Here is a 21,136-nt window from a genome sequence, read left to right as displayed (position 1 = left end):
AGAAAAATTTATGCTCTAAACAAAGCATATTTATTATAGTTATACAAAACTTTATCATAAGCGACATAAAGCGAAACTATTTTCTCTGATGACTCATTGAACGTGATTCCGTTATGTTTTCTAAACAAGTAAATTTCTTTTAAACAATTAGAAAGACTTTGGTGAATTTCACTTGTAAAAGTTGGCAGTTTTTTATCTCCTACCAAAAGATCTATCTGGTAGTTTGAACTACTTTTTGATAAGTTATTACCAATAATTCTAATTGTAAAAGTTGTGGGTTTTCCGTACTGTTCTCCTTGATATTGCAGTGTCATAATTTCTTCTTATTAAGTGATTAGTAATTCCGTTGGTTAATCGGTTTTTGGTTCTCCGGATACTTTTATTAAAGTTATAAAAATTTAAGCAAACATAAAGAATTCAATTCTAAATTAAATGTTATTTTTTCAAAAGATCAAACCTCCAGAAACCAGAAAACCGTAATGAATTACGGTTTTGGCAATTAACTAAATATATTTAATCAACTTGTTTAACGAGTGTAAAATTCATTCATAAGCATCGATTAATTTTGGGTAATTATTGTAATTTATTTTCTTGGTTTATTTCTAATAAAAACGGATTTCCATTTTCGTCCATCATGGTCATATTCAAAGCATCTAATAATGCTGTTTTTTTTGAAACTTCGCCTGTAAATTTATTATACGAAAGATTCAATTCTTCCAACTTATTAAGTTTTTCAATTTCTTGCGGAATTACGCCTGAAAATTCATTGTCAAATAAACTAAAATTTTCTAATACATTCCAATTAATAATTTCATTTGTCAAATTTCCCGACAGCTTATTATTATTCAGCAGCAATACTTTAAGACCAGAAATTTTATAAATCGAAACAGGCAGTTTTCCGTTTAATTCATTATTGCAAACAGCTAAAATTTCTAACTGATTTAGTTTTCCAATTTCTGACGGAAGCTCTCCAGAGATCTTATTCATAAAAAGCTCCAAATCTTTCAACTTGGCCAACTGACAAATTGAAGACGGAATTGTACCTGACAATTTATTATTGGCAACATTAAGCATTTCCAATTCTTTCAGATTAAAAATGGCAGAAGACAAACTTCCTTCAATTTTATTCTTTTCTAAATTCAGCGATTCTAAATTCACAAGATCATAAAAAGCTTCAGGCAATTCTCCCTGCAGATTATTATCTGACAAATTGAGCGCGACAACTTTTCCGTTTTCGGCTTTAACACCGTACCAAGTAGAAACAGACAGACTTAAATCCCATTTGTTTTTCCATTGCAAACCATTTGTTGCATGATACAATTTTATAAGCGCCTCTTTTTCTTTATCCGAAATGGTATCTGCCAAAACGTTTAGCGAAAAAGCAAATAATAAAGAAAGAGTAATTAAAATTTTCATAACAGATTTGGGATTTGTTATTAGCGTAAAATTATGCAATTCACAGTTATAATACACCAAATATCGGCAAACTGTTGAAAAAAATTTTATTCATAGGATTTAAGCTGCTTTTATTATTTTTTAAAACCTGCCTTTTTTTTAATTACATTTGACCAACTAATTCTAAAAACCTCATATTATGCAAATTAACTTCGTTGCTTTATTCCTTGCAGCAATTGTCACACTCGTAACCGGTTTTATCTGGTACAGCCCAAAAGTATTCGGAACAATCTGGATGAAAGAAAATAATCTTACTCAAGAAGAGTTAAGAAAAGGAAATATGCTTAAAATCTTCGGACTAACGTATATTTTTTCTTTAATGATTACAATGACTTTAATGTCTCTTACCATTCACCAATCTGGCGCAATCGGAATGGTTGGCGGCCCTCCATTAATTGATAGCGCAAAACCGTCATTTGCTGCTTTTATGGCCGATTACGGAATGGCTTACAGAACTTTTAAACATGGTGCGCTTCACGGTTTTATGTCGGGATTATTTTTTGCGTTTCCTCTAATTGGAATTAACGGCTTATTTGAAAGAAAATCTTGGAAATACATCTTTATCCATAGCGGTTACTGGATTCTTACACTGACTCTTATGGGAGGTATTATCTGCGGATTTGCCTAAATAACAGCATACAAAAACCCGTTTGAAAATTTTATCTCAAACGGGTTTTTCTTAATAATAACTTAAAGCAGTTTAGTTATTATAAATATTCTCTAATTTTGAAGAAATTAGCTCACTCTTTTGAATACAACTTATTCTTTCCAAATTTACAAAAGCGCATCGTTACTGCCTTTAGAATGGAACTCGCTTGCAGCAAATAACATTTTTTTGACTCGAGAATATCTCGAAGTGCTGGAAAACTCTTGTCCAGTAAATATGACTTGCCATTTTATCGGGCTTTTTGAAGAAAAAAAACTAATCGGAATTGTGTTAACGCAGTTCCTATTTGCAGAAAAACTTGAATCTTTTGGAGAGCGCGATAAATGCTTAAAAACTTCGGTTCGTAATTTTGCCTTAAAGAATTTTGCTTCGCACGTTTTGTTTGTTGGAAACAATATGCTTACAGGACAAAATGCTTTTATTTTTGACAAGGCCATCAAAAAATCCAAAGCGATTAAAACACTTCACAAGGCTATCAATCAGCTTAAAAAAGATCTGAAAGAAAGCGGAAGAAAAGTTCACATAACGAGCATAAAAGATTTTACAGCAAAAGAAATCGAATCGCTTCAAGTAGAATTCAAAAACAACTACACGTTTTCGACACAGCCAAATATGATTTTTGAAATCAATGAAAACTGGAAAACAGAACAAGATTATATTGATGCTTTATTAAAAAAATATCGCGACCAATACAAACGTGCGCGCAAAAAATCGGAAGGAATTATAAAAAAGCAAATGACTCTCTCCGACATTAAACAATATGAAGATGTGATCTACGATTTGTATTTTCATGTTGCAAAAAATGCGCCTTTCAATACCTTTTTTCTGGCAAGAAATCATTTCAGCTTTTTTAAAGAAATCATGGGAGACAACTTTCTTCTATACGGCTATTTTTTAGATGAAAAACTAATCGGCTTCAACACTTTAATCAAAAACGGCGATGTAATGGACACGTATTTTTTAGGTTATGACGAAAGTGTTCAGCGCGAAAAAATGCTATACTTAAATATGCTCTACGATATGATTGCCTATTCTATCAAGAAAGGTTTCAAAGAAATTGTTTTTGCTAGAACAGCTCTTGAAATCAAAAGTTCGGTTGGAGCAAAACCTGTTAAAATGTATGGTTTAATCACACATAGCAATGCTTTAATCAACCATAACATTTCAAGGTTTTTCAGTTATTTAGAACCAAAAACAGAATGGCAGGAACGCAATCCATTTAAATAAATCTACGGAACCGCAATTTTCATTTGCTTGTGTAGAATATGAATTTCTAAAGAAGTCTGCGCCCCACAATATTCACCATCAATTTGAAAATTAACGGGATAATCCGTTTTTATTTCTGCTTTATCGGTTGAAATAATCACAATGTCATCAGAATCAATTGGCATATTTCCTGTAATTATTTTTCCAATCAAAAGCAGGTCAAGACTCTTTAAAATTACCAGCTCAAACTTACCGTCATTCATAGCACCATTTGGATTAATTACAACTCCAGTTCCATATTTCTGCGAATTGGCAATAACAATCATTCTTGCTACATGTTCTACAGTTTTGTTATTTGCCAAAATTGTCGCCACAAATGGTTCTTCAGATTCTTTGAGCGTTGTGAAAGCTTGCAATGCATAGCCCCAAAAACCACGCACATCACTTTCTTCATAATTTTTAACCAAATTAGCATTTAATCCGATATCGCTTAAATGGATGCTTTTTTTCCCGTTAATACAAATCATATCCATTTCGATGTAATGGTGTAGAAACGCTATTTTAAGGTTCTCCTCTATTCCATCAGGAAGATTTAAGTCGACCGAAAGTCCGTTTGCAGAACCTGCTGGCAAAATCCCAATTATTACATCTTGCTCTTCTACCGCTTCTGCCACCATTTTTATCGTTCCGTCACCTCCTGCAACAATAATACGCTCTGGCTCAGATTCATTATATAAAGATTGTATTGCTCTTAGATCATTTTTTCCCGTAGTTTCATATACTTCCAAATCGAAATGATTGGTTGCAGCAAACTCTTCAACAGCCTCAATGAGATCTGATTTATCCAAATCTCCAGAAATCGGATTGACAACAAATAGAATATTCTTTTTCAAAATTTTATTTTTAATACCAATTAAATTAAGTAATTTACAGTTACATAAATATACGTAATTAATGAAACCAATTCTACAATTATATCGAGGTTATGCAAATGAACAAGAGTTAATTGTAATGGGGCATGTTTTAAAAAGAGAAAACAAATACGATTTTGAGAAAAGAAAATTAAAAAATGCCACTTCGATACTCAGATTGTTCAGAATAAAAACCATTAAAAATTTTGATGTTTACCTTCATTACAATGGCGAAGTCATCCACACTAAAACATTAGATGACGGCTTTTTCAATTTTTGCATTCCATTAGAAAAAGAAACTCATTTTGGATGGATGCCATACGAAGTGAGTTTAAAATATAAAGAGGAAACCACAACTTGTAAAGGCAGTTTTATTAGACCTCATAAAGGAAAACTCGGAATCATCTCTGATATTGACGACACTTTTCTTATTTCGCACACAAATAATTTTTTTCGAAAACTTTATATTTTATTATTTAAAAATGTAAATGACCGAAAAGTTTTTAAAGATGTTGTACCTCACTATCAAGCTTTAAGTTCTGCAGGAAGAGACAATGTAGAAGAAGTAAATGCTTTTTTCTACATCTCTAGCAGCGAATGGAACTTATACCGTTTTATTGCTAAATTCGCCCAAATTAACAAACTTCCTAAAGCAGTTTTTCTCCTAAAAGACATCAAAAGAGGAATCACCGATTTCTTTATGAGCGGAAGAGGAAATCACGATCATAAATATGAAAAAATAAAGCATGTTGTGGAATTCTACCCAACTTTAAAATATGTTTTAATGGGCGATGACTCGCAGCACGATCCAATGCTTTACGAAAGAATTTGCAAAATATTTCCCGTTACAGTTGTTGCGGTTTATATTAGACAAACTGGTAAATCTCCTAAAAAAGAAGTTCAAAAGATTCTAAAAAATCTCGAAACAATAAATGTTTCTGTTTGCTATTTTAAAGAAAGCAGTAAAGCAATTGATCATTCTAGATCGATCGGGATTATTAAGTAGTTTGTTTCAGGTCAGGTTTCAGGTTTTGAACTGAATGAATATTTAACTGCAAAACATGGTAAGTTTTTTTTGATCTGCGAGGTTTTATAAAACAAAAAGCTCGCAAAGCTTTAAATAGAGCTTTGCGAGCTTGGTACGTTGTAAGTTCAAATTATAAAAAAACTTACCATGTTTTGCAGTTAAATTTACTCGTCAAGATTACAACTTGAAACCTGAAACTTGAAACAAAAAAAATTAACCATTAAAACCATCAATCTCTTCTGATACAACTTCCCAATCGATTAATAATTGCTCTAAATCTTGTTTCTTTTTGTTGTAAGCAGTAAAGAATGAGGCATCTTCGATATGCTTGTCATAATTGGTTTCCAACATTTTATCATCATGCTGAATTTGTTTTTCCAATTGTTGAATCTGGCTTTCGATTTTGCTCAATCTGTTTTGAAGTGCTTTTGTTTTCTTCTGATCTTCATAAGACACTTTAGCAACCTCTTTCTCTTTTGGAGTCGCTGCTTTTATAACATCTTTTTTCTCAACCTCGCGCATGTTTTCCAAATTACGCTGTTCTAAGAAAAAGTTGATATCTCCTAAATATTCTTTAATCTTCTGATCTTTAAATTCGTAGACAATATTTGACATTCCTTGAAGGAAATCCCTGTCGTGAGAAACTAATAACAAAGTTCCGCCAAATTTTTGAAGAGCAGCTTTTAAAACGTTTTTAGATTTAATATCTAAGTGGTTCGTAGGCTCATCCATCAGCAAAACGTTAATTGGCTGTAACAACAATTTACAAAGTGCCAAACGGTTACGTTCGCCTCCAGAAAGCACTTTCACTTTTTTCTCTACATCATCTCCACGAAATAAAAACGAACCTAACATATCACGTACTTTCATACGATTTGTGTCAGTTGCCGCATCTTCCATTGTTTGCAGCAAAGTAATTTCTCCGTCTAAATATTCGGCTTGATTTTGAGCAAAATATCCTAATTGTACATTATGTCCTAATTTGATATTTCCTTGGTATTCAAATTCGTTTACAAGAGCTTTAATGAAAGTAGATTTCCCTTGTCCATTTTGCCCAACAAAAGCAATTTTACTTCCTCTTTCAACCAGTAAACTTATATCTTTAAGAATCGTTTTGTCACCGTAAGCTTTCGTTACATGTTCAGCTTCAATAACAACTTTTCCTGGTTCTTTTGAAACTGGAAACGAGATATTCATTACTGAGTTATCATCTTCGTCCACTTCGATTCTTTCGACTTTATCTAATTTTTTAATCAACGATTGCGCCATCGAAGCTTTTGAAGCTTTTGCACGGAATTTCTCGATTAATTTTTCTGTTTCTTCAATCTTTTTCTGCTGATTTTTTTGAGTAGCTAATTGCTTTTCTCGAATTTCATGGCGTAGTTCTAAATATTGAGAATAGGGTTTATTGAAGTCATAGGCTTTACCTAACGAAATTTCGATTGTTCTATTCGTTACATTATCCAAGAACATTTTATCGTGCGATACAATCACAACAACTCCAGGATAATTACGAAGAAAATTTTCTAACCAAATGATACTTTCAATATCTAAGTGGTTAGTTGGCTCATCCAGAAGCAATACATCATTTGATTGTAATAACAGTTTTGCAAGTTCAATACGCATTCTCCATCCTCCAGAGAACGTTTCTGTTTGGTTATTGAAAACTTCTCTTTTAAAACCTAGACCTAAAAGAATTTTCTCTGTGTCTCCCACATAATTGTAACCTCCAAGAAGTTCAAAACGATGTGTGTAATCAGATAAATCTTCGATGATTTGTCCATATTCTTCACTTTCATAATCGGTTCTAGTAACCAATTGATGATTGATTTCTTCCAGTTTTTTCTCTACAACTTTAATCTCTGTAAAAGCTTCATATGCTTCTTCCAAAACGGTTCTTCCTTGTTCAAAATCAATATCCTGACGTAGAAAACCCATTCTGATATCTTTCTCTTGCGAAATAACTCCTGAGTCTGGTTTAAAATCTCCTGCCAGCATTTTTAGCATTGTAGATTTACCTGCTCCGTTTTTACCAACAAGACCTACGCGGTCGCCGGCGCCTAAACGAAAAGTAACTTCTTCAAATAAATAGGTTCCTCCAAAAGAAACGGAAAGATTGTGTATATTAAGCATAATTTGTGACTGTTGTTACAAGAAATAAAGGCGTAAAAATGTACCTTTGATAAAATTTTTGCAAATGTTAAAAAAAGGATCGAAACTAAATAGCATTTTAACAGGAAGTTGTCCAAAATGCCAAAAAGAAAGCATGTATGAAGACAAAAATCCGCTTCATTTGAGTAAAGTTCTCAAAATGAACGAAAATTGCAGCCATTGCGGATTCAAATACCAAATTGAACCTTCTTTTTTTTATGGCGCAATGTATGTTAGTTACGGATTAAATGTTGCGGTAGGAATTGCTGCTTTTATTGTTTCATTTGTCTTTTTTGGAGCCACAATCGAACAAGCTTTTATTGCAATTATCTTGACATTAGTCGTGTTGTTTCCTTTTGTACTTCGTCTTTCAAGAAACTTATACATTAATATGTTTGTTTCGTACGATCCTAAGGCCGGTCAGGAATAAGAGATTTTAAATATCTTTTATGGAAGCGTTTTATATCTGCTTCTCTATCTATTGGAGTTCCGTTTTCAATATTATCATACAACATTTTCGCTAAAGCAGGTCCGAGCATTACACCACGTGTCCCTAACCCGTTAAGAAGATGAATAGATTCGAATGCTTCATGAGTACCTACCAAAGGTCTTCTGTCGGCAACTGTTGGTCTAACTCCAGCAAAATGTTTTACAATTTCAAAGTCGCAGGTAATAATTTCTTTAATGCGATCTAAAAGCTCTTGTTTCCCTTCTTCGGTAGGGAGATCCGTTTTGTCATGCCAATTATAAGTAGCTCCAACTTTAAACAAATTGCCACCTACTGGTAAAATAAAAACACTGGTATTAACAATTAAATCCAATTTCAAATCTGGTGCTTTTATTAAAAACAGTTCCCCTTTTGTTCCATCCAAAGGGAGATAATTAAAATAAGGGTTTTTATGCAACCCAAAACCCTCTGCAAAAATGATATGGCGTGCTTTAATATTTTTATACTGAATTCCTAAATCAAGAATCTCCAAGAAAGAACTATGGAAAGATTCTTCAAGAAGCAAATTATTATCTTTTAAATAGGCTTTATAACTTTCTAATAGTTGTCCAGTTTTAACATAGCCCGTATGCAGAACTTCTCCATAATCATAAGGAGAATCAATACCTTGATATTTCTTAGTAATTAGTTTGGTTGACAAAAAAGGAGCTAAGTTTATTTTATCTGACGCTGCAAACCAATTATTCTGTTCTTCAATTGAAAAAAATTTTCGAAGAATTGGCATTTTAAAATTAAATCTCTCCTGCAGCTTATCTTCAACCTGTTCGTAAAATTCATTCATTAAAACCAAATGTTCTTTAGCATTCCAGACTTCACTAAAACGTTTCAGAATAACGGGATTATACAAACCTCCAGCAATTCTCGAAGAATTCTGAGATTTGTCATCAACAACTAAAATAGATTTATTGTTTTTTAAGGCAATTTCGGCAAAAGAAATTCCAGCCAACCCAGATCCGACGATTAAATAATCAAGCATTGTGAAGTGTATAGATAAAATAAAAAAACTCTTACTACAAAGGTAGCAAGAGTTTTTCTTATTATGAGTTTATGAACTTAGTAATTCCACATATCTTCTTCAAAATTACGAATCTTCTCTTTTACTCTTTCAGACTCTAACAATTGGCTTTGCGCATTATCTTTAATATAATCTTTAATCTCACGATCTCCGTAAACATTTTCCTCTTTATAAATGATTGCATTAAAATGTCTTGAATTCAAAATCTGATCGAACGAAATCGGCATGGCTGAATTTTGATCATTAAAAGCTTTTCCTTCATGTAGCACATCTCGAGCATTGGGAAAGAAAACCCAGAACAGCTCAATATAATCTTTTTCATCACTATTCATAGTATAAACGTCGGGCGTTACTGGGCAAATTCCTAAAAGGCGATATTTCAATGCACTTTCCCTCTTATCAAAATACCAAAATCCTTTAATTTTATATTGACTTACATCAGCAGCCGTAAGATCTTGCTTCAAAATATATTCGGCCGGAACCGTTCTAGTTGGTCCTACCGTTTGGTCTACATAATTGACTTTCTTATTTTTTCCCGAACCTGTAACCACTTTCTTCTTAACAACGCGCGTTCTATAATCATCAGGATATTGATTAATAAGTTCTCTACCCGCATCTGTTGTATCAACACGAGATAAAGATCCTTGAATGTCTTTTAAAGTCTTTTTTGTATTAAAATAACTGTCTGTATAAACTTCTGTTATTTTACCGTTTCTCATTGCTTTAGTTAGAATATCATAAAGCGAACGTCTATCTGGGCCAATATTGGCCGTATCTACTGGAAAATATAATGGAAAGTTTATTTTTTCATTTAAATCAATAATTTCCCAAACCATCTTTCCCATCAAAACATCTCGATCATCAACATAACCATACGCCAGAGGTTTGTCATTATCAGATATCATTTGAGCAGGTGTCTTATACCCGATCTGATCGGCAGTTTTGGCATTAAGCAAATTAGACTGAGCATTAGAAGATAAGCTTCCAAGAACAGTAACAATAACAATTAATAAATTTCTTACTTTCATAATGATAATTTTTACAAGACATTAAACGAAATTTTATTACAAATATTGTTATTTTTCTTACATAAATATAAAATAATATACCTAACCTATATTAGACAGCTTGTATTACTATATTGACATAAAAAAAACTCTTACTACAAAGGTAGTAAGAGTTTTTTAATTATCATGCTATGTATCAACTTAGTAGTTCCACATATCTTGCTCGAAGTTGCGAATTTTTTCTTTCACTCTTTCAGATTCCAACAACTGATTTTGTGCGTTGTCTTTCATATAATCGCTAATTGCTCTGTCTCCATAAAGGTTTTCTTCTTTGTAAACAACCGCATTAAAACGTCTTGAATTTAAAATCTGATCAAATGAGATTGGAAGAGCTGAGTTGTTGTCATTGAACGCTTTTGCTTCATGCAATGCTTCTCTGGCATTTGGGAAGAATACCCAAAACAATTCAATATAATCCTTTTCATCACTATTCATTGTATAAACGTCAGGAGTTACAGGACAAATTCCTAGTAAACGATACTTTAATTCACTTTGACGCTTATCAAAATACCAATATCCTTTAATTTTATACTGAGTAACATCTGCAGCAGTAAGATCTTGTTTTAAGATATATTCAGCAGGAACAGTTCTTGTTGGTCCAACTGTCTCTTCAACATAAGAAACTGATTTATTTTTACCTTTACCTGAAACTACTTTTTTCTTCACAACACGTGATTTGTAGTCATCTGGATATTGGTTAATTAACTCTCTACCTGCATCTGTTGTATCAATACGAGATAATGAGCCCTCGATGTCCTTCATAGATTTTTTAGTATTGAAATAACTATCAGTATAAACTTCAGTAACTTTTCCACCTTTAATAGCTTTAGTTAAAACGTCATAAAGAGAACGTCTGTTAGGACCAATATTAGCTGTATCTACCGGAAAATATAATGGAAAGTTGATTTTTTCATTTAAATCAATGATCTCCCATGTTGTTTTTCCCATCAAGATGTCTCTATCATCTACATAACCATAAGCCAATGGCTTATCATTATCAGATATTAATTGAGCTGGAGTTTTAAGTCCAATCTGAGCAGGAGTTTTAGCGTTTAGCAAATTAGATTGCGCATTAGAAGCAAAACCTCCAGCGATAGAAACAATAGCTATTAAAAAATTTCTTACTTTCATCGTGGTATCGTTATAAGATATTGAATGTAGCTTACACTACTTTATTATTGTATTTCGTAAATTACAGGAGCAGTTCTTGGTAATAAATAACTACCAGCTCCAACAAGTTTAGTTTTAATTTCAGAAATAGTAACTTGGTCTCCTTTACCTGCTCTTGAAAGTACTTGTTTACATTGTGCATTCATTTTGTTTCCTGTAACAACAACTGTAGGTTGTCCAGCAATTTTCATATTGAATCCAACAACATCTAAACCAACTTCAAAATCAAAATCAAGAAGTTTTGCACCAATAGTAGCAATCTCTAAGTTAGATTTAGGACCTTTAACAACCCCCATCTCACCTCTAATTGTTCCTGTTGGACCAGGAATACCTTTAATTCTGAATGTTTTCTTATCTGTTACTTTATCACCGTTTGGCAATGTACCAGTTACAGAGATTGTAGTTTCAGTACCTTGACCTGGGCTCATGTTATATTTTCCTGGTTTTCCAGCAGAAGCTAAACCTGGAGCACTAGCAACAATTTTGTTAGCATCAACTCCTGCAAAAGATACAGAGATTGGGTTAACAACTCCTCTATACACAACATTCATTTTGTCTGCAGAAATTGTAGCTGCGTTTGGTCTTGGAACTACTACATATTTTCCAGAGAATTTTAAAGGAATATTTTTTCCATCCTCTAAGAAAGTAAATTGTCCGTTAATGTCTTGTTCTCCAACTCCACCTGCAGTTAAAGAGATAACAGCTTGTCCGTTTACGATTTGTCCTGGACCTTGGAAAGAAGTTGGTGTAGTATTTTCATCATAACGACCTAAAACAACTTTACCTGTAACTTTTTCTCCTTGGAAATAAGCATTTTTATCTAAAACAACGATCGCTTGGTAGTTACTGTAAGAAGCAGCAGCAACTGCAGCTTTACCTAAAGCACTATTGTAAACGTCTGTTTCAACTTTTTTAACGTCATTCTGCCAAGCTGAAAGTTTTGCGGCTGTAGCAATTGCAGGGAATCCTTTAAAGTGGTACGCTAAGTATTTTTCTTTAATTCCTTCTTTGTTTTTAACATCAGAAACATCAAATTTCTTTTCAACCTCAGCAATAATTGATGCGTATTTTTTGTCTGTTCCTAAAGCAGCTTTGATATCAGCTTTATATTTTTCGATTTTAGATATAATTTCGTTACCTTTTTTAGTGTAACCGTCTCCTGTAAACCAGTCGTCGATATTATCTCCTCTATCCATAGACTCGTAAGGCATTTTTCCTGTTGCTTTATCAACTTCGAAACCTTTAACTGCCTGAGCTTTTAGAGTAGCTATATAATCATAAAAATCTTTTGTAATTGTTTCAACTTTGTGAGCTGTTACTGCAGCAATAGCAAATTCTCCTTTTGCTTCAGCAGCTTTTTGATCTAAAGAGCTTAATAAACCAGCGTTTGACTCTATAAAACTAGTGTTTGCACCTTCGAATTTTTCATTCATCAAACCAAAAGCAGAAATTACTTCTTTTGATACGTTCATTGCTAACATTGCGATGAAAACCAGGTACATCAGGTTAATCATCTTCTGTCTAGGGGTTAATTTTCCTCCTGCCATTTTTCTTTAATTAGTTCTTATTAATAAATTTAATATTTAGTTAAAAACTAATTATCCTTTGTTACTCATTGCAGAAAGCATACCACCGTAAACGCTGTTTAAAGAAGCAATGTTTGCTGTCATAGAAGCCATTTGCTCTTTTAATTTAGAAGCGTTTTCAGCGATTTCTTTGTTAGCCTCAGCATTTCTAGAAGCACTTTCCAATTGTACTTTGTACAAACTGTTTAATGATTCCATTTGAGTAGCAGCCAAAGTTAATTCATCAGAATATTTCTTTTGTCCAGCGATTGAATCTACAGTTGGAGCAATTCCTTTAGCAGCAGATTCGAAATTTTTGATGCTGTTTCCTAAACTTGACATTAATTCACCGTCAATTTTAGCTTCTTTTAATAATGTGTCTAATTTTTGAGATAATAATCCTTGAGCATCAGTTGCAGATTCAGGTTTAGCTTTTTTCTCTCTTGCTTGTCCATTAGCTAATTCTGGATAAACTAGAGTCCAATCTAGTTCTTCTTCAACTGGTTCGAAAGCAGAAAGCGCAAAAATTAACGCCTCAGTAACTAATCCTACTGAAAGCATAACTGTACCTGTTAAAGGTCCAATCTCAAAGTGAGTAATTTTGAATAACGCTCCAACGATTACCACTGCCGCTCCCATACCATAAGCGAAATTCATTGCTTTTTTACTTAATAATGCCATAATACTTTTTTTTTAGGTTTAAAATAGATTTGTTGGATATTGATAAAATTATAAAATTACTTTTTTCTGTTTCCTGTAACTTGAGTACCCATGTAATCTTGTACAGTTCTGAATCCGATATAACTTCTAGCAGAATCAGCATATTCGTGGTCACGAGTACTTACCTGTAGGAAATAAGCAACGTCTTTCCAAGAACCTCCACGAACCACTTTTCTTTGGTTTTTACCATCAATTACGTTTGGATTCATTGTAGAAACATATTCGTAAGCATTTGGATTGTAAGCTGAATCCGTCCATTCTGAAACGTTTCCTGCCATATTGTATAATCCGTAACCATTTACGTCATATGATTTTGCTTCTACTGTATATAAAGCTTCGTCTGCTGCATAATCTCCTCTACTTGGTTTAAAGTTTGCTAAGAAACAACCTCTATCACTTTTAGTATAAGGACCTCCCCAAGGATAAGTAGCAGATTCCAGACCTCCTCTAGCAGCGTACTCCCACTCTGCCTCAGTTGGTAATCTGAAAGAGTTTACAAGATCACGCCCTTTTTTCTTAGATTTAATATAACTGTTTTTGTTTAAAGTTCTCCAAGCGCAGAATGCTTTAGCTTGTTTCCAAGTAACACCAACTACAGGATAATCTCCATAAGCTTTGTGCCAAAAATAATCGTTATGCATTGGCTCATTATATGAGTAAGCGAAGTCTTTAATCCAAACTGCAGTATCAGGATAAACATTTACCTGTTCTGTTTTTACGAAGTCACTTCTTTTTCCAACTTTAGCTTTTGCAGCAGCTTGAATATCCATCCAAGAATAACGGAATTTCAATTTATTTACATCAATTGTTCTTAAACCATTGTATGATTCTTCAATTGGCAAATACATAGAATCCATTACTTCAGCGTAATACTCATCTGGATATGCTTTTGTATCTTTAATTAACTTAACTTTTCTGTTTAATTTTCTTCCAGCATATGGATCATCTTTAGTACCAACACTATAGTAGTTGTCATACATATATTTATCATAAGCTGTCATTTTTTCTGGATCAGAATCATTAAAAGCGTAATCAGCAATGCTTCCGCCTTTTTTACCTTTTCCATCAGTAGCTTTCTGTCCAGTTTCATCTGCTAAAATTGCTAAACGAACTCTCATTGTAGAATCTTTCACCCATTCTACGAATTGACGATATTCACTATTTGTAATTTCTGTTTCATCCATATAGAATGAACGCACGGTTACAGTTTTAGTTGGAGCATCTTCTACGTTAGCTAAATCAGCATCTGATTTACCCATAATAAAAGATCCGCCCGGAACTAATGTCATTCCATAAGGCTTCTCGGGATGCCATTTCCCTCCTGTAACACCAACTAATTCACCTTTGTCACCTGACTTACCACAGCCGATTACTAGTGTTAACATTGCTGCAAATGCAATAAACTTCTTCATATAAATTTGGGATTATCTATTCATTATTAAAAGTCCGTAAACGTATTTATTATTTATCTAAAAAACAATACTACTTGCGAATTTATTTTACCGTTCAAAAATAATGTTAAATAAAATAAAAAAAAAATATTTTATCGATAAACTGTTCTAAAAAAATCGATGTAAAACGTTAATTTTTATGTATTATACGTATTTTCTTACTAATTAATTTTAACTATTTTAAACAAGTTTTAAAAATTCAAGATTTCGCTTAAATTTTCGAACTATAAAGCATTTTTTCGTTGCGCTTTCCACCATCTTTCTGGCAATTCTTGATTGCAAGCCGACAAATATTCGTCGTAAGAACAGGGTAATAACGTATTTCTTTTCAATTTATTGTTGCCGTTTGATTCGAATGGAATTTCAATCCACCAACGATCCGTTTTATCACTTTTATAGAATATCAATTCTTCATCATCCAGCGGAACTATATACTTTAAGTAGTTTGCTCGGCTTCCAAATGGATATTCTTTTGAGCGATAATGATAGCCTTCAATAAAATACCAAACAATCTGTGCAATAATAGCCGACTCCGCCGTTGTACTGTTGTGATTAAATATTCCAAATGAAGAAACTTTATCACTAATACCAGCATATCTTGCTAAAGCACAAATTTCTTTTCCATTAAATCCGTTTGGCTCAAAAGTAACCATGTTTGCTGAAGCAGAAGACTTTACAGAATTCAAATCAATACTAACTAAGTCCGCATCTCTAAAAACCGGCTCAGCCAAAGTGATTTTGTTTGAAATTTCGCCCAATCGATATGCATCAAAGAATAACTTTTCGATCAAGTCAATTTCTTCTTGCGAATTATAATAGGTCTGATACCCTATATTACAGTAATTGAAAAGGTTATTTGGCTCATCAATAATAATTTTGGTCAAGTACGAATTAGCCGAAACTGACTCATTTTCCTTACCAAAATCAAATCTATTATCAACTGCAACCAAATTTACCATTTGCTCTAAATCATCGTAAGCACGATACAAAGCATAGGTCAAATCTTGGGAACCTCCCAGGACTATAGGAATGACTTTATTCTTAATTAAAGTAGCCGTAACCTTCTTTAGTGCATAATAAGTATCCTCTACAGAATCGCCCGCCAATATATCTCCTAAGTCTGCAATTGAAGCATCCCAGTTACCAGGAAACATTCCGTAAAGCTTTTTACGCACAGCAGTAAGATTAACTTCGTTGATCATATTGATATTGGTACGGTCTTCTAAAACACCAATTATAGCAATATTAATCTGTGCAATATCAGGAAACTGATCTTGGGTATGAAAGACAACTTTGCTTCCAAGCTCTTGTGAAGACAGTGCGCCGACGAATTTTACAATTCCGTCATTAACTGGTTCTAGAAAATCAAATTCCATTTATACTTATTTCTTTTTAGCAGCCGTTTTTTTAGCTGGAGCTTTTTTAGCTGTTGTTGTTTTTTTAGCAGCAGTTTTCTTTGCTGGTGTTTTTGCTGCGATCATTTCTTGAACTTGAGCCAATGTCAATTTCGTTGCATCAACATCTTTACTTAATTCAATTTTGATTTTTCCTTTCAGAATCACAGAGCGTCCCCAACGGGCTTTTTCTACTACAATTCCTTCTTCTTCCCAATTATGAACAACCTTATCAATATTTTTCTGAAGTTTATCTTCGATCAATTCTTCAACATCAGCTTGAGAAAGATTATCAAAATTGTATTTTTTGCTAACATTTACAAAAAGTCCGTTCCATTTAATGAATGGCCCAAAACGTCCCACTCCTTTTTGCACGGCTTCTCCCTTATAAACTGCAATTGGCGCATCAGCAAGTGCTTTTTCGTCAATTAATTCCTGAGCTCTTTCTTTAGAAACACTTAAAGGATCTTCTCCTCTAGGCAATGAAATAAAAACGCTTCCGTGACGAACATAAGGACCGTAACGGCCATTGCTCACTTCTACTTCTTCTCCTTTATATTCACCTAAACTTTTTGGAAGCAAGAATAAATTCAATGCTTCTTCAAGTGTAATGTTTCCTATATTTTGGTCTGCCATTAAGCTAGCAAACTTTTTATCTTCATCATCTGCTTCTCCAATCTGCGCCATTGGCCCAAATTTCCCTAAACGAACAGAAACTTGTCTTCCGTCTGCATCTTTTCCTAAAATTCTTTCCCCGCTTTCACGTTCAGCATTTGCCTCAACTTCTTTTACATTTGGGTGAAATTTGTTGTAGAAATCCTGCATCATTTTTGCCCAATCGATATTTCCTTCGGCAATTTCGTCAAAGTCCTGTTCAACTTTAGCAGTAAAATTATAATCTAAAATGTTTCCAAAATTCTTTACCAAGAAATCAGTAACAATAGTTCCGATATCTGTTGGAACCAATTTTCCTTTATCAGAACCTGTATTTTCTTTCAGAACCTTTTCTCCTACTTTACTATTTTGCAAAGTAAGCTGTGTATAATTACGTTCTACACCTTCAAGAGTTCCTTTTTCAACGTAATTTCTATTGATAATTGTCGAAATAGTTGGCGCGTATGTAGATGGACGACCAATTCCAAGTTCCTCTAATTTTTTAACTAAAGATGCCTCAGTGTAACGTGCAGGCGGTCTTGAATATCGTTCTGTGGCTGTAATATAGCTATTCGCCAGTTTTTCGTTTACTTTTAAAGCAGGAAGCATTCCTTCTTGCTCTTCTTCATCGTCATCGTGACCTTCTAAATATACTTTTAAGAAACCTTCAAAAAGCAATACTTCTCCAGAAGCTGTAAAAATTTCGCTATGATTATCTGCTTCGATTTTTACATTTGTTCTTTCCAGTTGCGCATCGCTCATTTGCGAAGCTAAAGTTCTTTTCCAGATCAAATCGTATAAGCGAGCTTGATCACGGTCAATATTTACAGTGTGACGAGACATATCAGTCGGACGAATTGCTTCGTGCGCTTCTTGCGCTCCTTTACTTTTATTAGCGAAAACTCTCGGTTTCGAAAATTCTTTTCCGTAAGATTTAATAATTTCTGCCTGTGCAGCATCCATTGCTTCTTTAGAAAGGTTTACCGAGTCGGTTCTCATATAAGTAATAAGTCCGGCTTCGTATAGACGCTGTGCTAACTGCATGGTAATTCCAACTGGCAAGTACAATTTTCTTGCTGCTTCTTGCTGCAATGTAGAAGTTGTAAAAGGCGCTGTTGGAGATTTTTTGGTAGGTTTAGTTTCTAAATCTGCTACCTTATATTTAGAACCGATGTTTTGATTTAAGAAATCTTCGGCTTCTTTTTTAGTATTGAAGTTTTTTGGAAGTTTTGCTTTAAAAGCTTTTCCTGCTTCGTTTACAAATTCTGCAACTATAGAATAGGTTGCAACGGCATTGAAACTTTGAATTTCGCGTTCTCTTTCTACAATCAAACGTACAGAAACAGATTGTACACGACCAGCTGAAAGTCCACCTTTGATTTTTCTCCATAAAACTGGAGATAATTCATAACCCACTAAACGGTCTAGAACACGACGTGCCTGTTGCGCGTTTACTAAATTATAATCAATTTCTCTTGGATTGTCGATTGCCTTAAGGATCGCAGATTTTGTAATCTCGTGAAAAACAATACGTTTGGTCTTTTTTCTATCTAGCTTTAATTCTTCCGCCAAGTGCCATGAAATAGCCTCTCCCTCGCGGTCCTCATCGGATGCTAACCAAACCGTTTCGGCATTTTTAGAAAGTGACTTCAGCTTCGTTACCAAGGCTTTTTTATCCGGAGAAACTTCATATTTAGGTTTAAAACCATTTTCTACATCTACTCCTATTTCCTTTGATGGTAAGTCTGCTATGTGTCCATAACTTGACTCCACCTGAAAATCACTCCCAAGAAATTTCTCGATCGTTTTCGCCTTTGCAGGTGACTCCACTATTACTAAATTCTTTGCCATTGCTCTATTTTTCTGCAACAAAAGTATTTATTTTTTTTAAATATTAACCTTACGAATGCATTTTTGAGGTATTTTGATATTATGAAACTTAAAATTGCAGATTTATCTGTAATAATCTCGATAATATATATAGGTATAACTTTTAGTGATTTTTAACCAAGAAATCCCTTTATTTTTAGATTGCAAATTTAGATTTTATTTTTTTTGCTAATGAATTTAAACTTTTCGACGATACATATCGATTGAAAAATACCCATAATCTACAATCTAAAATCTGCAATCTAAAATTTTTAAAACATTGTTAATTCTTTATCTGACATCTTGTCATATTAGATTCAATTACGCTATCTTTGCACTTTGAATTTTTACAATGGAAAAGATTATTGAAGAAAGCAAACAAGGCGAAAGTCTTGTTTTAGAAAATAAACCTGAGAATACTAAAAAACTATTTATAGAAAGTTACGGCTGTGCGATGAATTTTTCGGACAGTGAGGTCGTAGCTTCCATTTTGTCTGACGGTGGTTATAACACTACTTCTGTTCTAGAAGAAGCCGATTTGGTTTTAGTGAACACTTGCTCTATTAGAGATAAAGCAGAACAGACTATTCGTAAACGTCTTGAGAAATACAATGCAGTAAAACGAACCAATCCAAAAATGAAAGTGGGCGTTTTGGGCTGTATGGCAGAACGTTTGAAAAGCCAATTTTTAGAAGAAGAAAAAATCGTTGACTTAGTTGTTGGTCCAGATGCTTATAAAGATCTTCCGAATTTATTAGCAGAAGTTGAAGAAGGCCGTGACGCTATTAATGTAATTTTATCAAAAGAAGAAACATACGGAGATATTTCACCCGTTCGTCTGATGAGTAACGGAATTACAGCTTTGGTTTCAATCACTCGCGGATGTGACAATATGTGTACGTTCTGTGTTGTGCCTTTTACACGAGGACGCGAACGCAGCCGTGAACCACAGAGTATTATGGCCGAAATTCAGGATTTATGGAACAAAGGCTATAAAGAAGTTACTCTTTTAGGCCAAAACGTTGACAGTTACCTTTGGTACGGCGGCGGTTTGAAAAAAGATTTCGTAAACGCTTCTGAAATGCAAAAAGCAACTGCAGTCGATTTTGATCAATTGCTAGAAATGGTTGCTGTTGGTTTTCCAAAAATGCGTATTCGATTTTCGACTTCTAATCCGCAGGATATGCATGAGAGTATTCTGCATGTTATCGCGAAATATCCAAACATCTGTAAACATATTCACTTACCGGTTCAATCTGGAAGTAATAGAATTTTAAAAGAAATGAATCGTCTGCATTCTCGTGAAGAATATATGGCCTTGATTGATAAAATTAAAGCGATTGTTCCTGATGCTTCGATTTCACAAGATATGATTGCTGGTTTTCCAACAGAAACTGAAGAAGACCACCAAGATACAATGAGCCTGATGGAATATGTAAAATATAATTTCGGTTATATGTATTCGTATTCTGAACGCCCTGGAACTTTGGCTGGAAGAAAAATGAAGGATGACGTTGACGAAGAAACCAAAGCAAGAAGATTACAGGAAATTGTCGATTTACAGCAAAAACATGCTTGGTTTAGAAGCGAAGAATTTGTTGGAAAAACAGTTGAAGTTCTTGTAGAGAAAGTCTCTAAAAAGTCAAAAGACGAATTTTCTGGAAGAAACTCTCAAAGTATTACAGTGGTTTTCCCAAAGGAGAATTATAAAATTGGAGATTTCGTAAATGTAAAAATTACAAGCTGTACTTCTGGAACCTTAAAAGGTGAAGCAGTTGGATTGAGTAGTATGAATTAATTTTTTTGCCACAGATTAAAAGGATTAAAATGATTTTTTGCATTATTTTTCTTACTTTTAATTTTTTGTGATAAATTGAATACTCATGCAACATTATAGAGAAAAAGAGACTTATAAGATTATCGGAATTTGTATGGAAGTACATCGAAATCTTGGACCAGGTCTATTAGAAGTAGTTTACAAAGATGCTTTAGAATTAGAATTTAAAGAGAATAACATTTTTTTTGAAAGAGAAAAAGAATATTCAATTGAATATAAAGGAACTATTTTACCTCATAAATTTTATGCTGATTTTATAATTAATGAAGATATCGTTTTAGAGGTAAAAGCAATAAAAGAATTTTCAAGTGAACATATTGCCCAGATTTTAAACTATATTAAATTATCGAATTCGGAGGTAGGATTACTAATTAATTTTCAAACAAAATCCCTACAATATAAAAGATATATTTTATAATTTAGGGAATCTGTGTTAATCACTTTAATCTGTGGCAAAACAAAAAATATA

At 33.4% G+C, this 21,136-nt stretch carries 18 protein-coding genes; 6 read left to right on the top strand and 12 right to left on the bottom strand.

Annotated elements, in window-relative coordinates:
- Window positions 1-8: 8 nt before the first annotated feature.
- Both M0M44_RS09565 and M0M44_RS09560 read right to left on the bottom strand, forming a co-directional pair.
- Window positions 9-314 carry a hypothetical protein gene (locus M0M44_RS09565; RefSeq protein ID WP_248729545.1) on the bottom strand — a complete coding sequence of 102 codons (306 nt, stop codon included), beginning with the start codon at window positions 312-314 and terminating at the stop codon, window positions 9-11.
- 259 nt (window positions 315-573) lie between these two features.
- On the bottom strand, window positions 574-1,416 hold the full coding sequence (locus M0M44_RS09560; protein ID WP_248729544.1) for a leucine-rich repeat domain-containing protein: 843 nt from the start codon (window positions 1,414-1,416) through the stop codon (window positions 574-576).
- A 178-nt stretch (window positions 1,417-1,594) separates the two neighbouring features.
- Here M0M44_RS09560 and M0M44_RS09555 point away from each other — a divergent pair, with 178 nt between their 5' ends.
- Window positions 1,595-2,083 carry a DUF1761 domain-containing protein gene (locus M0M44_RS09555; RefSeq protein WP_248729543.1) on the top strand — a complete coding sequence of 163 codons (489 nt, stop codon included), beginning with the start codon at window positions 1,595-1,597 and terminating at the stop codon, window positions 2,081-2,083.
- A gap of 120 nt (window positions 2,084-2,203) precedes the next feature.
- The gene (locus tag M0M44_RS09550; RefSeq protein ID WP_248729542.1) at window positions 2,204-3,349 is read left to right on the top strand and encodes a GNAT family N-acetyltransferase; all 1,146 of its coding nucleotides are present in this window, start codon (window positions 2,204-2,206) and stop codon (window positions 3,347-3,349) included.
- Between the two features lie 2 nt (window positions 3,350-3,351).
- Here M0M44_RS09550 and M0M44_RS09545 read toward each other — a convergent pair whose 3' ends face one another.
- Complete coding sequence (locus tag M0M44_RS09545) at window positions 3,352-4,221, bottom strand: diacylglycerol/lipid kinase family protein (RefSeq protein ID WP_248729541.1); 870 nt, start codon at window positions 4,219-4,221, stop codon at window positions 3,352-3,354.
- A 61-nt stretch (window positions 4,222-4,282) separates the two neighbouring features.
- Here M0M44_RS09545 and M0M44_RS09540 point away from each other — a divergent pair, with 61 nt between their 5' ends.
- Complete coding sequence (locus tag M0M44_RS09540; protein ID WP_248729540.1) at window positions 4,283-5,245, top strand: App1 family protein; 963 nt, start codon at window positions 4,283-4,285, stop codon at window positions 5,243-5,245.
- Window positions 5,246-5,479: 234 nt separating this feature from the next.
- Here the strand turns inward: M0M44_RS09540 and M0M44_RS09535 are convergent, their stop codons facing one another.
- The gene (locus M0M44_RS09535; protein WP_248729539.1) at window positions 5,480-7,399 is read right to left on the bottom strand and encodes an ABC-F family ATP-binding cassette domain-containing protein; all 1,920 of its coding nucleotides are present in this window, start codon (window positions 7,397-7,399) and stop codon (window positions 5,480-5,482) included.
- Between the two features lie 64 nt (window positions 7,400-7,463).
- Here M0M44_RS09535 and M0M44_RS09530 point away from each other — a divergent pair, with 64 nt between their 5' ends.
- The gene (locus M0M44_RS09530) at window positions 7,464-7,847 is read left to right on the top strand and encodes a DUF983 domain-containing protein (RefSeq protein ID WP_248729538.1); all 384 of its coding nucleotides are present in this window, start codon (window positions 7,464-7,466) and stop codon (window positions 7,845-7,847) included.
- Here M0M44_RS09530 and M0M44_RS09525 read toward each other — a convergent pair.
- The 8 genes from M0M44_RS09525 to topA form a co-directional block, all read right to left on the bottom strand.
- Window positions 7,828-8,901: an NAD(P)/FAD-dependent oxidoreductase gene (locus M0M44_RS09525; RefSeq protein ID WP_248729537.1), complete on the bottom strand. Its 1,074-nt coding sequence runs from the start codon at window positions 8,899-8,901 to the stop codon at window positions 7,828-7,830. The genes M0M44_RS09530 and M0M44_RS09525 overlap by 20 nt on opposite strands.
- Window positions 8,902-8,978: 77 nt before the next feature.
- A complete protein-coding gene (porN, locus tag M0M44_RS09520) occupies window positions 8,979-9,968 on the bottom strand; it encodes a type IX secretion system ring subunit PorN/GldN (protein ID WP_248729536.1) in 990 nt (329 codons plus the stop codon).
- 180 nt (window positions 9,969-10,148) lie between these two features.
- Window positions 10,149-11,138, bottom strand: a complete 990-nt coding sequence (gene porN, locus M0M44_RS09515; protein ID WP_095928633.1) for a type IX secretion system ring subunit PorN/GldN — start codon at window positions 11,136-11,138, stop codon at window positions 10,149-10,151.
- Window positions 11,139-11,182: 44 nt separating this feature from the next.
- Complete coding sequence (porM, locus tag M0M44_RS09510) at window positions 11,183-12,724, bottom strand: type IX secretion system motor protein PorM/GldM (protein WP_248729535.1); 1,542 nt, start codon at window positions 12,722-12,724, stop codon at window positions 11,183-11,185.
- Between the two features lie 51 nt (window positions 12,725-12,775).
- Window positions 12,776-13,423: a type IX secretion system motor protein PorL/GldL gene (gene porL, locus M0M44_RS09505; protein ID WP_248729534.1), complete on the bottom strand. Its 648-nt coding sequence runs from the start codon at window positions 13,421-13,423 to the stop codon at window positions 12,776-12,778.
- A 56-nt stretch (window positions 13,424-13,479) separates the two neighbouring features.
- The gene (porK, locus tag M0M44_RS09500; protein ID WP_095928630.1) at window positions 13,480-14,874 is read right to left on the bottom strand and encodes a T9SS ring complex lipoprotein PorK/GldK; all 1,395 of its coding nucleotides are present in this window, start codon (window positions 14,872-14,874) and stop codon (window positions 13,480-13,482) included.
- A gap of 263 nt (window positions 14,875-15,137) precedes the next feature.
- Window positions 15,138-16,289: a formimidoylglutamase gene (locus tag M0M44_RS09495; protein WP_248729533.1), complete on the bottom strand. Its 1,152-nt coding sequence runs from the start codon at window positions 16,287-16,289 to the stop codon at window positions 15,138-15,140.
- 6 nt (window positions 16,290-16,295) lie between these two features.
- Window positions 16,296-18,812: a type I DNA topoisomerase gene (topA, locus tag M0M44_RS09490; RefSeq protein ID WP_248729532.1), complete on the bottom strand. Its 2,517-nt coding sequence runs from the start codon at window positions 18,810-18,812 to the stop codon at window positions 16,296-16,298.
- A gap of 370 nt (window positions 18,813-19,182) precedes the next feature.
- On the opposite strand from topA, the gene miaB reads away from it, so the two are divergent.
- Both miaB and M0M44_RS09480 read left to right on the top strand, forming a co-directional pair.
- The gene (gene miaB / locus M0M44_RS09485) at window positions 19,183-20,628 is read left to right on the top strand and encodes a tRNA (N6-isopentenyl adenosine(37)-C2)-methylthiotransferase MiaB (RefSeq protein WP_248729531.1); all 1,446 of its coding nucleotides are present in this window, start codon (window positions 19,183-19,185) and stop codon (window positions 20,626-20,628) included.
- 85 nt (window positions 20,629-20,713) lie between these two features.
- Window positions 20,714-21,085: a GxxExxY protein gene (locus tag M0M44_RS09480; protein WP_248729530.1), complete on the top strand. Its 372-nt coding sequence runs from the start codon at window positions 20,714-20,716 to the stop codon at window positions 21,083-21,085.
- Window positions 21,086-21,136: the final 51 nt, after the last annotated feature.

It is taken from the genome of Flavobacterium humidisoli, from assembly GCF_023272795.1.
GTDB lineage: Bacteria > Bacteroidota > Bacteroidia > Flavobacteriales > Flavobacteriaceae > Flavobacterium > Flavobacterium humidisoli.
The sequence above is the reverse complement of the archived record's forward strand: the minus strand, read 5'-3'. Positions and strand labels throughout refer to the sequence as shown.

Bases quoted from the DNA above. Each gene is read 5' to 3' on its own strand.
- M0M44_RS09525 (WP_248729537.1), bottom strand. From the start codon at position 8,901: ATGCTTGATTATTTAATCGTCGGATCTGGGTTGGCTGGAATTTCTTTT.
- miaB (WP_248729531.1), top strand. From the start codon at position 19,183: ATGGAAAAGATTATTGAAGAAAGCAAACAAGGCGAAAGTCTTGTTTTA.
- porN (WP_248729536.1), bottom strand. From the start codon at position 9,968: ATGAAAGTAAGAAATTTATTAATTGTTATTGTTACTGTTCTTGGAAGC.
- M0M44_RS09495 (WP_248729533.1), bottom strand. From the start codon at position 16,289: ATGGAATTTGATTTTCTAGAACCAGTTAATGACGGAATTGTAAAATTC.
- porN (WP_095928633.1), bottom strand. From the start codon at position 11,138: ATGAAAGTAAGAAATTTTTTAATAGCTATTGTTTCTATCGCTGGAGGT.
- porK (WP_095928630.1), bottom strand. From the start codon at position 14,874: ATGAAGAAGTTTATTGCATTTGCAGCAATGTTAACACTAGTAATCGGC.
- M0M44_RS09540 (WP_248729540.1), top strand. From the start codon at position 4,283: ATGAAACCAATTCTACAATTATATCGAGGTTATGCAAATGAACAAGAG.
- topA (WP_248729532.1), bottom strand. From the start codon at position 18,812: ATGGCAAAGAATTTAGTAATAGTGGAGTCACCTGCAAAGGCGAAAACG.
- porL (WP_248729534.1), bottom strand. From the start codon at position 13,423: ATGGCATTATTAAGTAAAAAAGCAATGAATTTCGCTTATGGTATGGGA.
- M0M44_RS09555 (WP_248729543.1), top strand. From the start codon at position 1,595: ATGCAAATTAACTTCGTTGCTTTATTCCTTGCAGCAATTGTCACACTC.
- M0M44_RS09530 (WP_248729538.1), top strand. From the start codon at position 7,464: ATGTTAAAAAAAGGATCGAAACTAAATAGCATTTTAACAGGAAGTTGT.
- M0M44_RS09565 (WP_248729545.1), bottom strand. From the start codon at position 314: ATGACACTGCAATATCAAGGAGAACAGTACGGAAAACCCACAACTTTT.
- M0M44_RS09560 (WP_248729544.1), bottom strand. From the start codon at position 1,416: ATGAAAATTTTAATTACTCTTTCTTTATTATTTGCTTTTTCGCTAAAC.
- M0M44_RS09535 (WP_248729539.1), bottom strand. From the start codon at position 7,399: ATGCTTAATATACACAATCTTTCCGTTTCTTTTGGAGGAACCTATTTA.
- M0M44_RS09480 (WP_248729530.1), top strand. From the start codon at position 20,714: ATGCAACATTATAGAGAAAAAGAGACTTATAAGATTATCGGAATTTGT.
- porM (WP_248729535.1), bottom strand. From the start codon at position 12,724: ATGGCAGGAGGAAAATTAACCCCTAGACAGAAGATGATTAACCTGATG.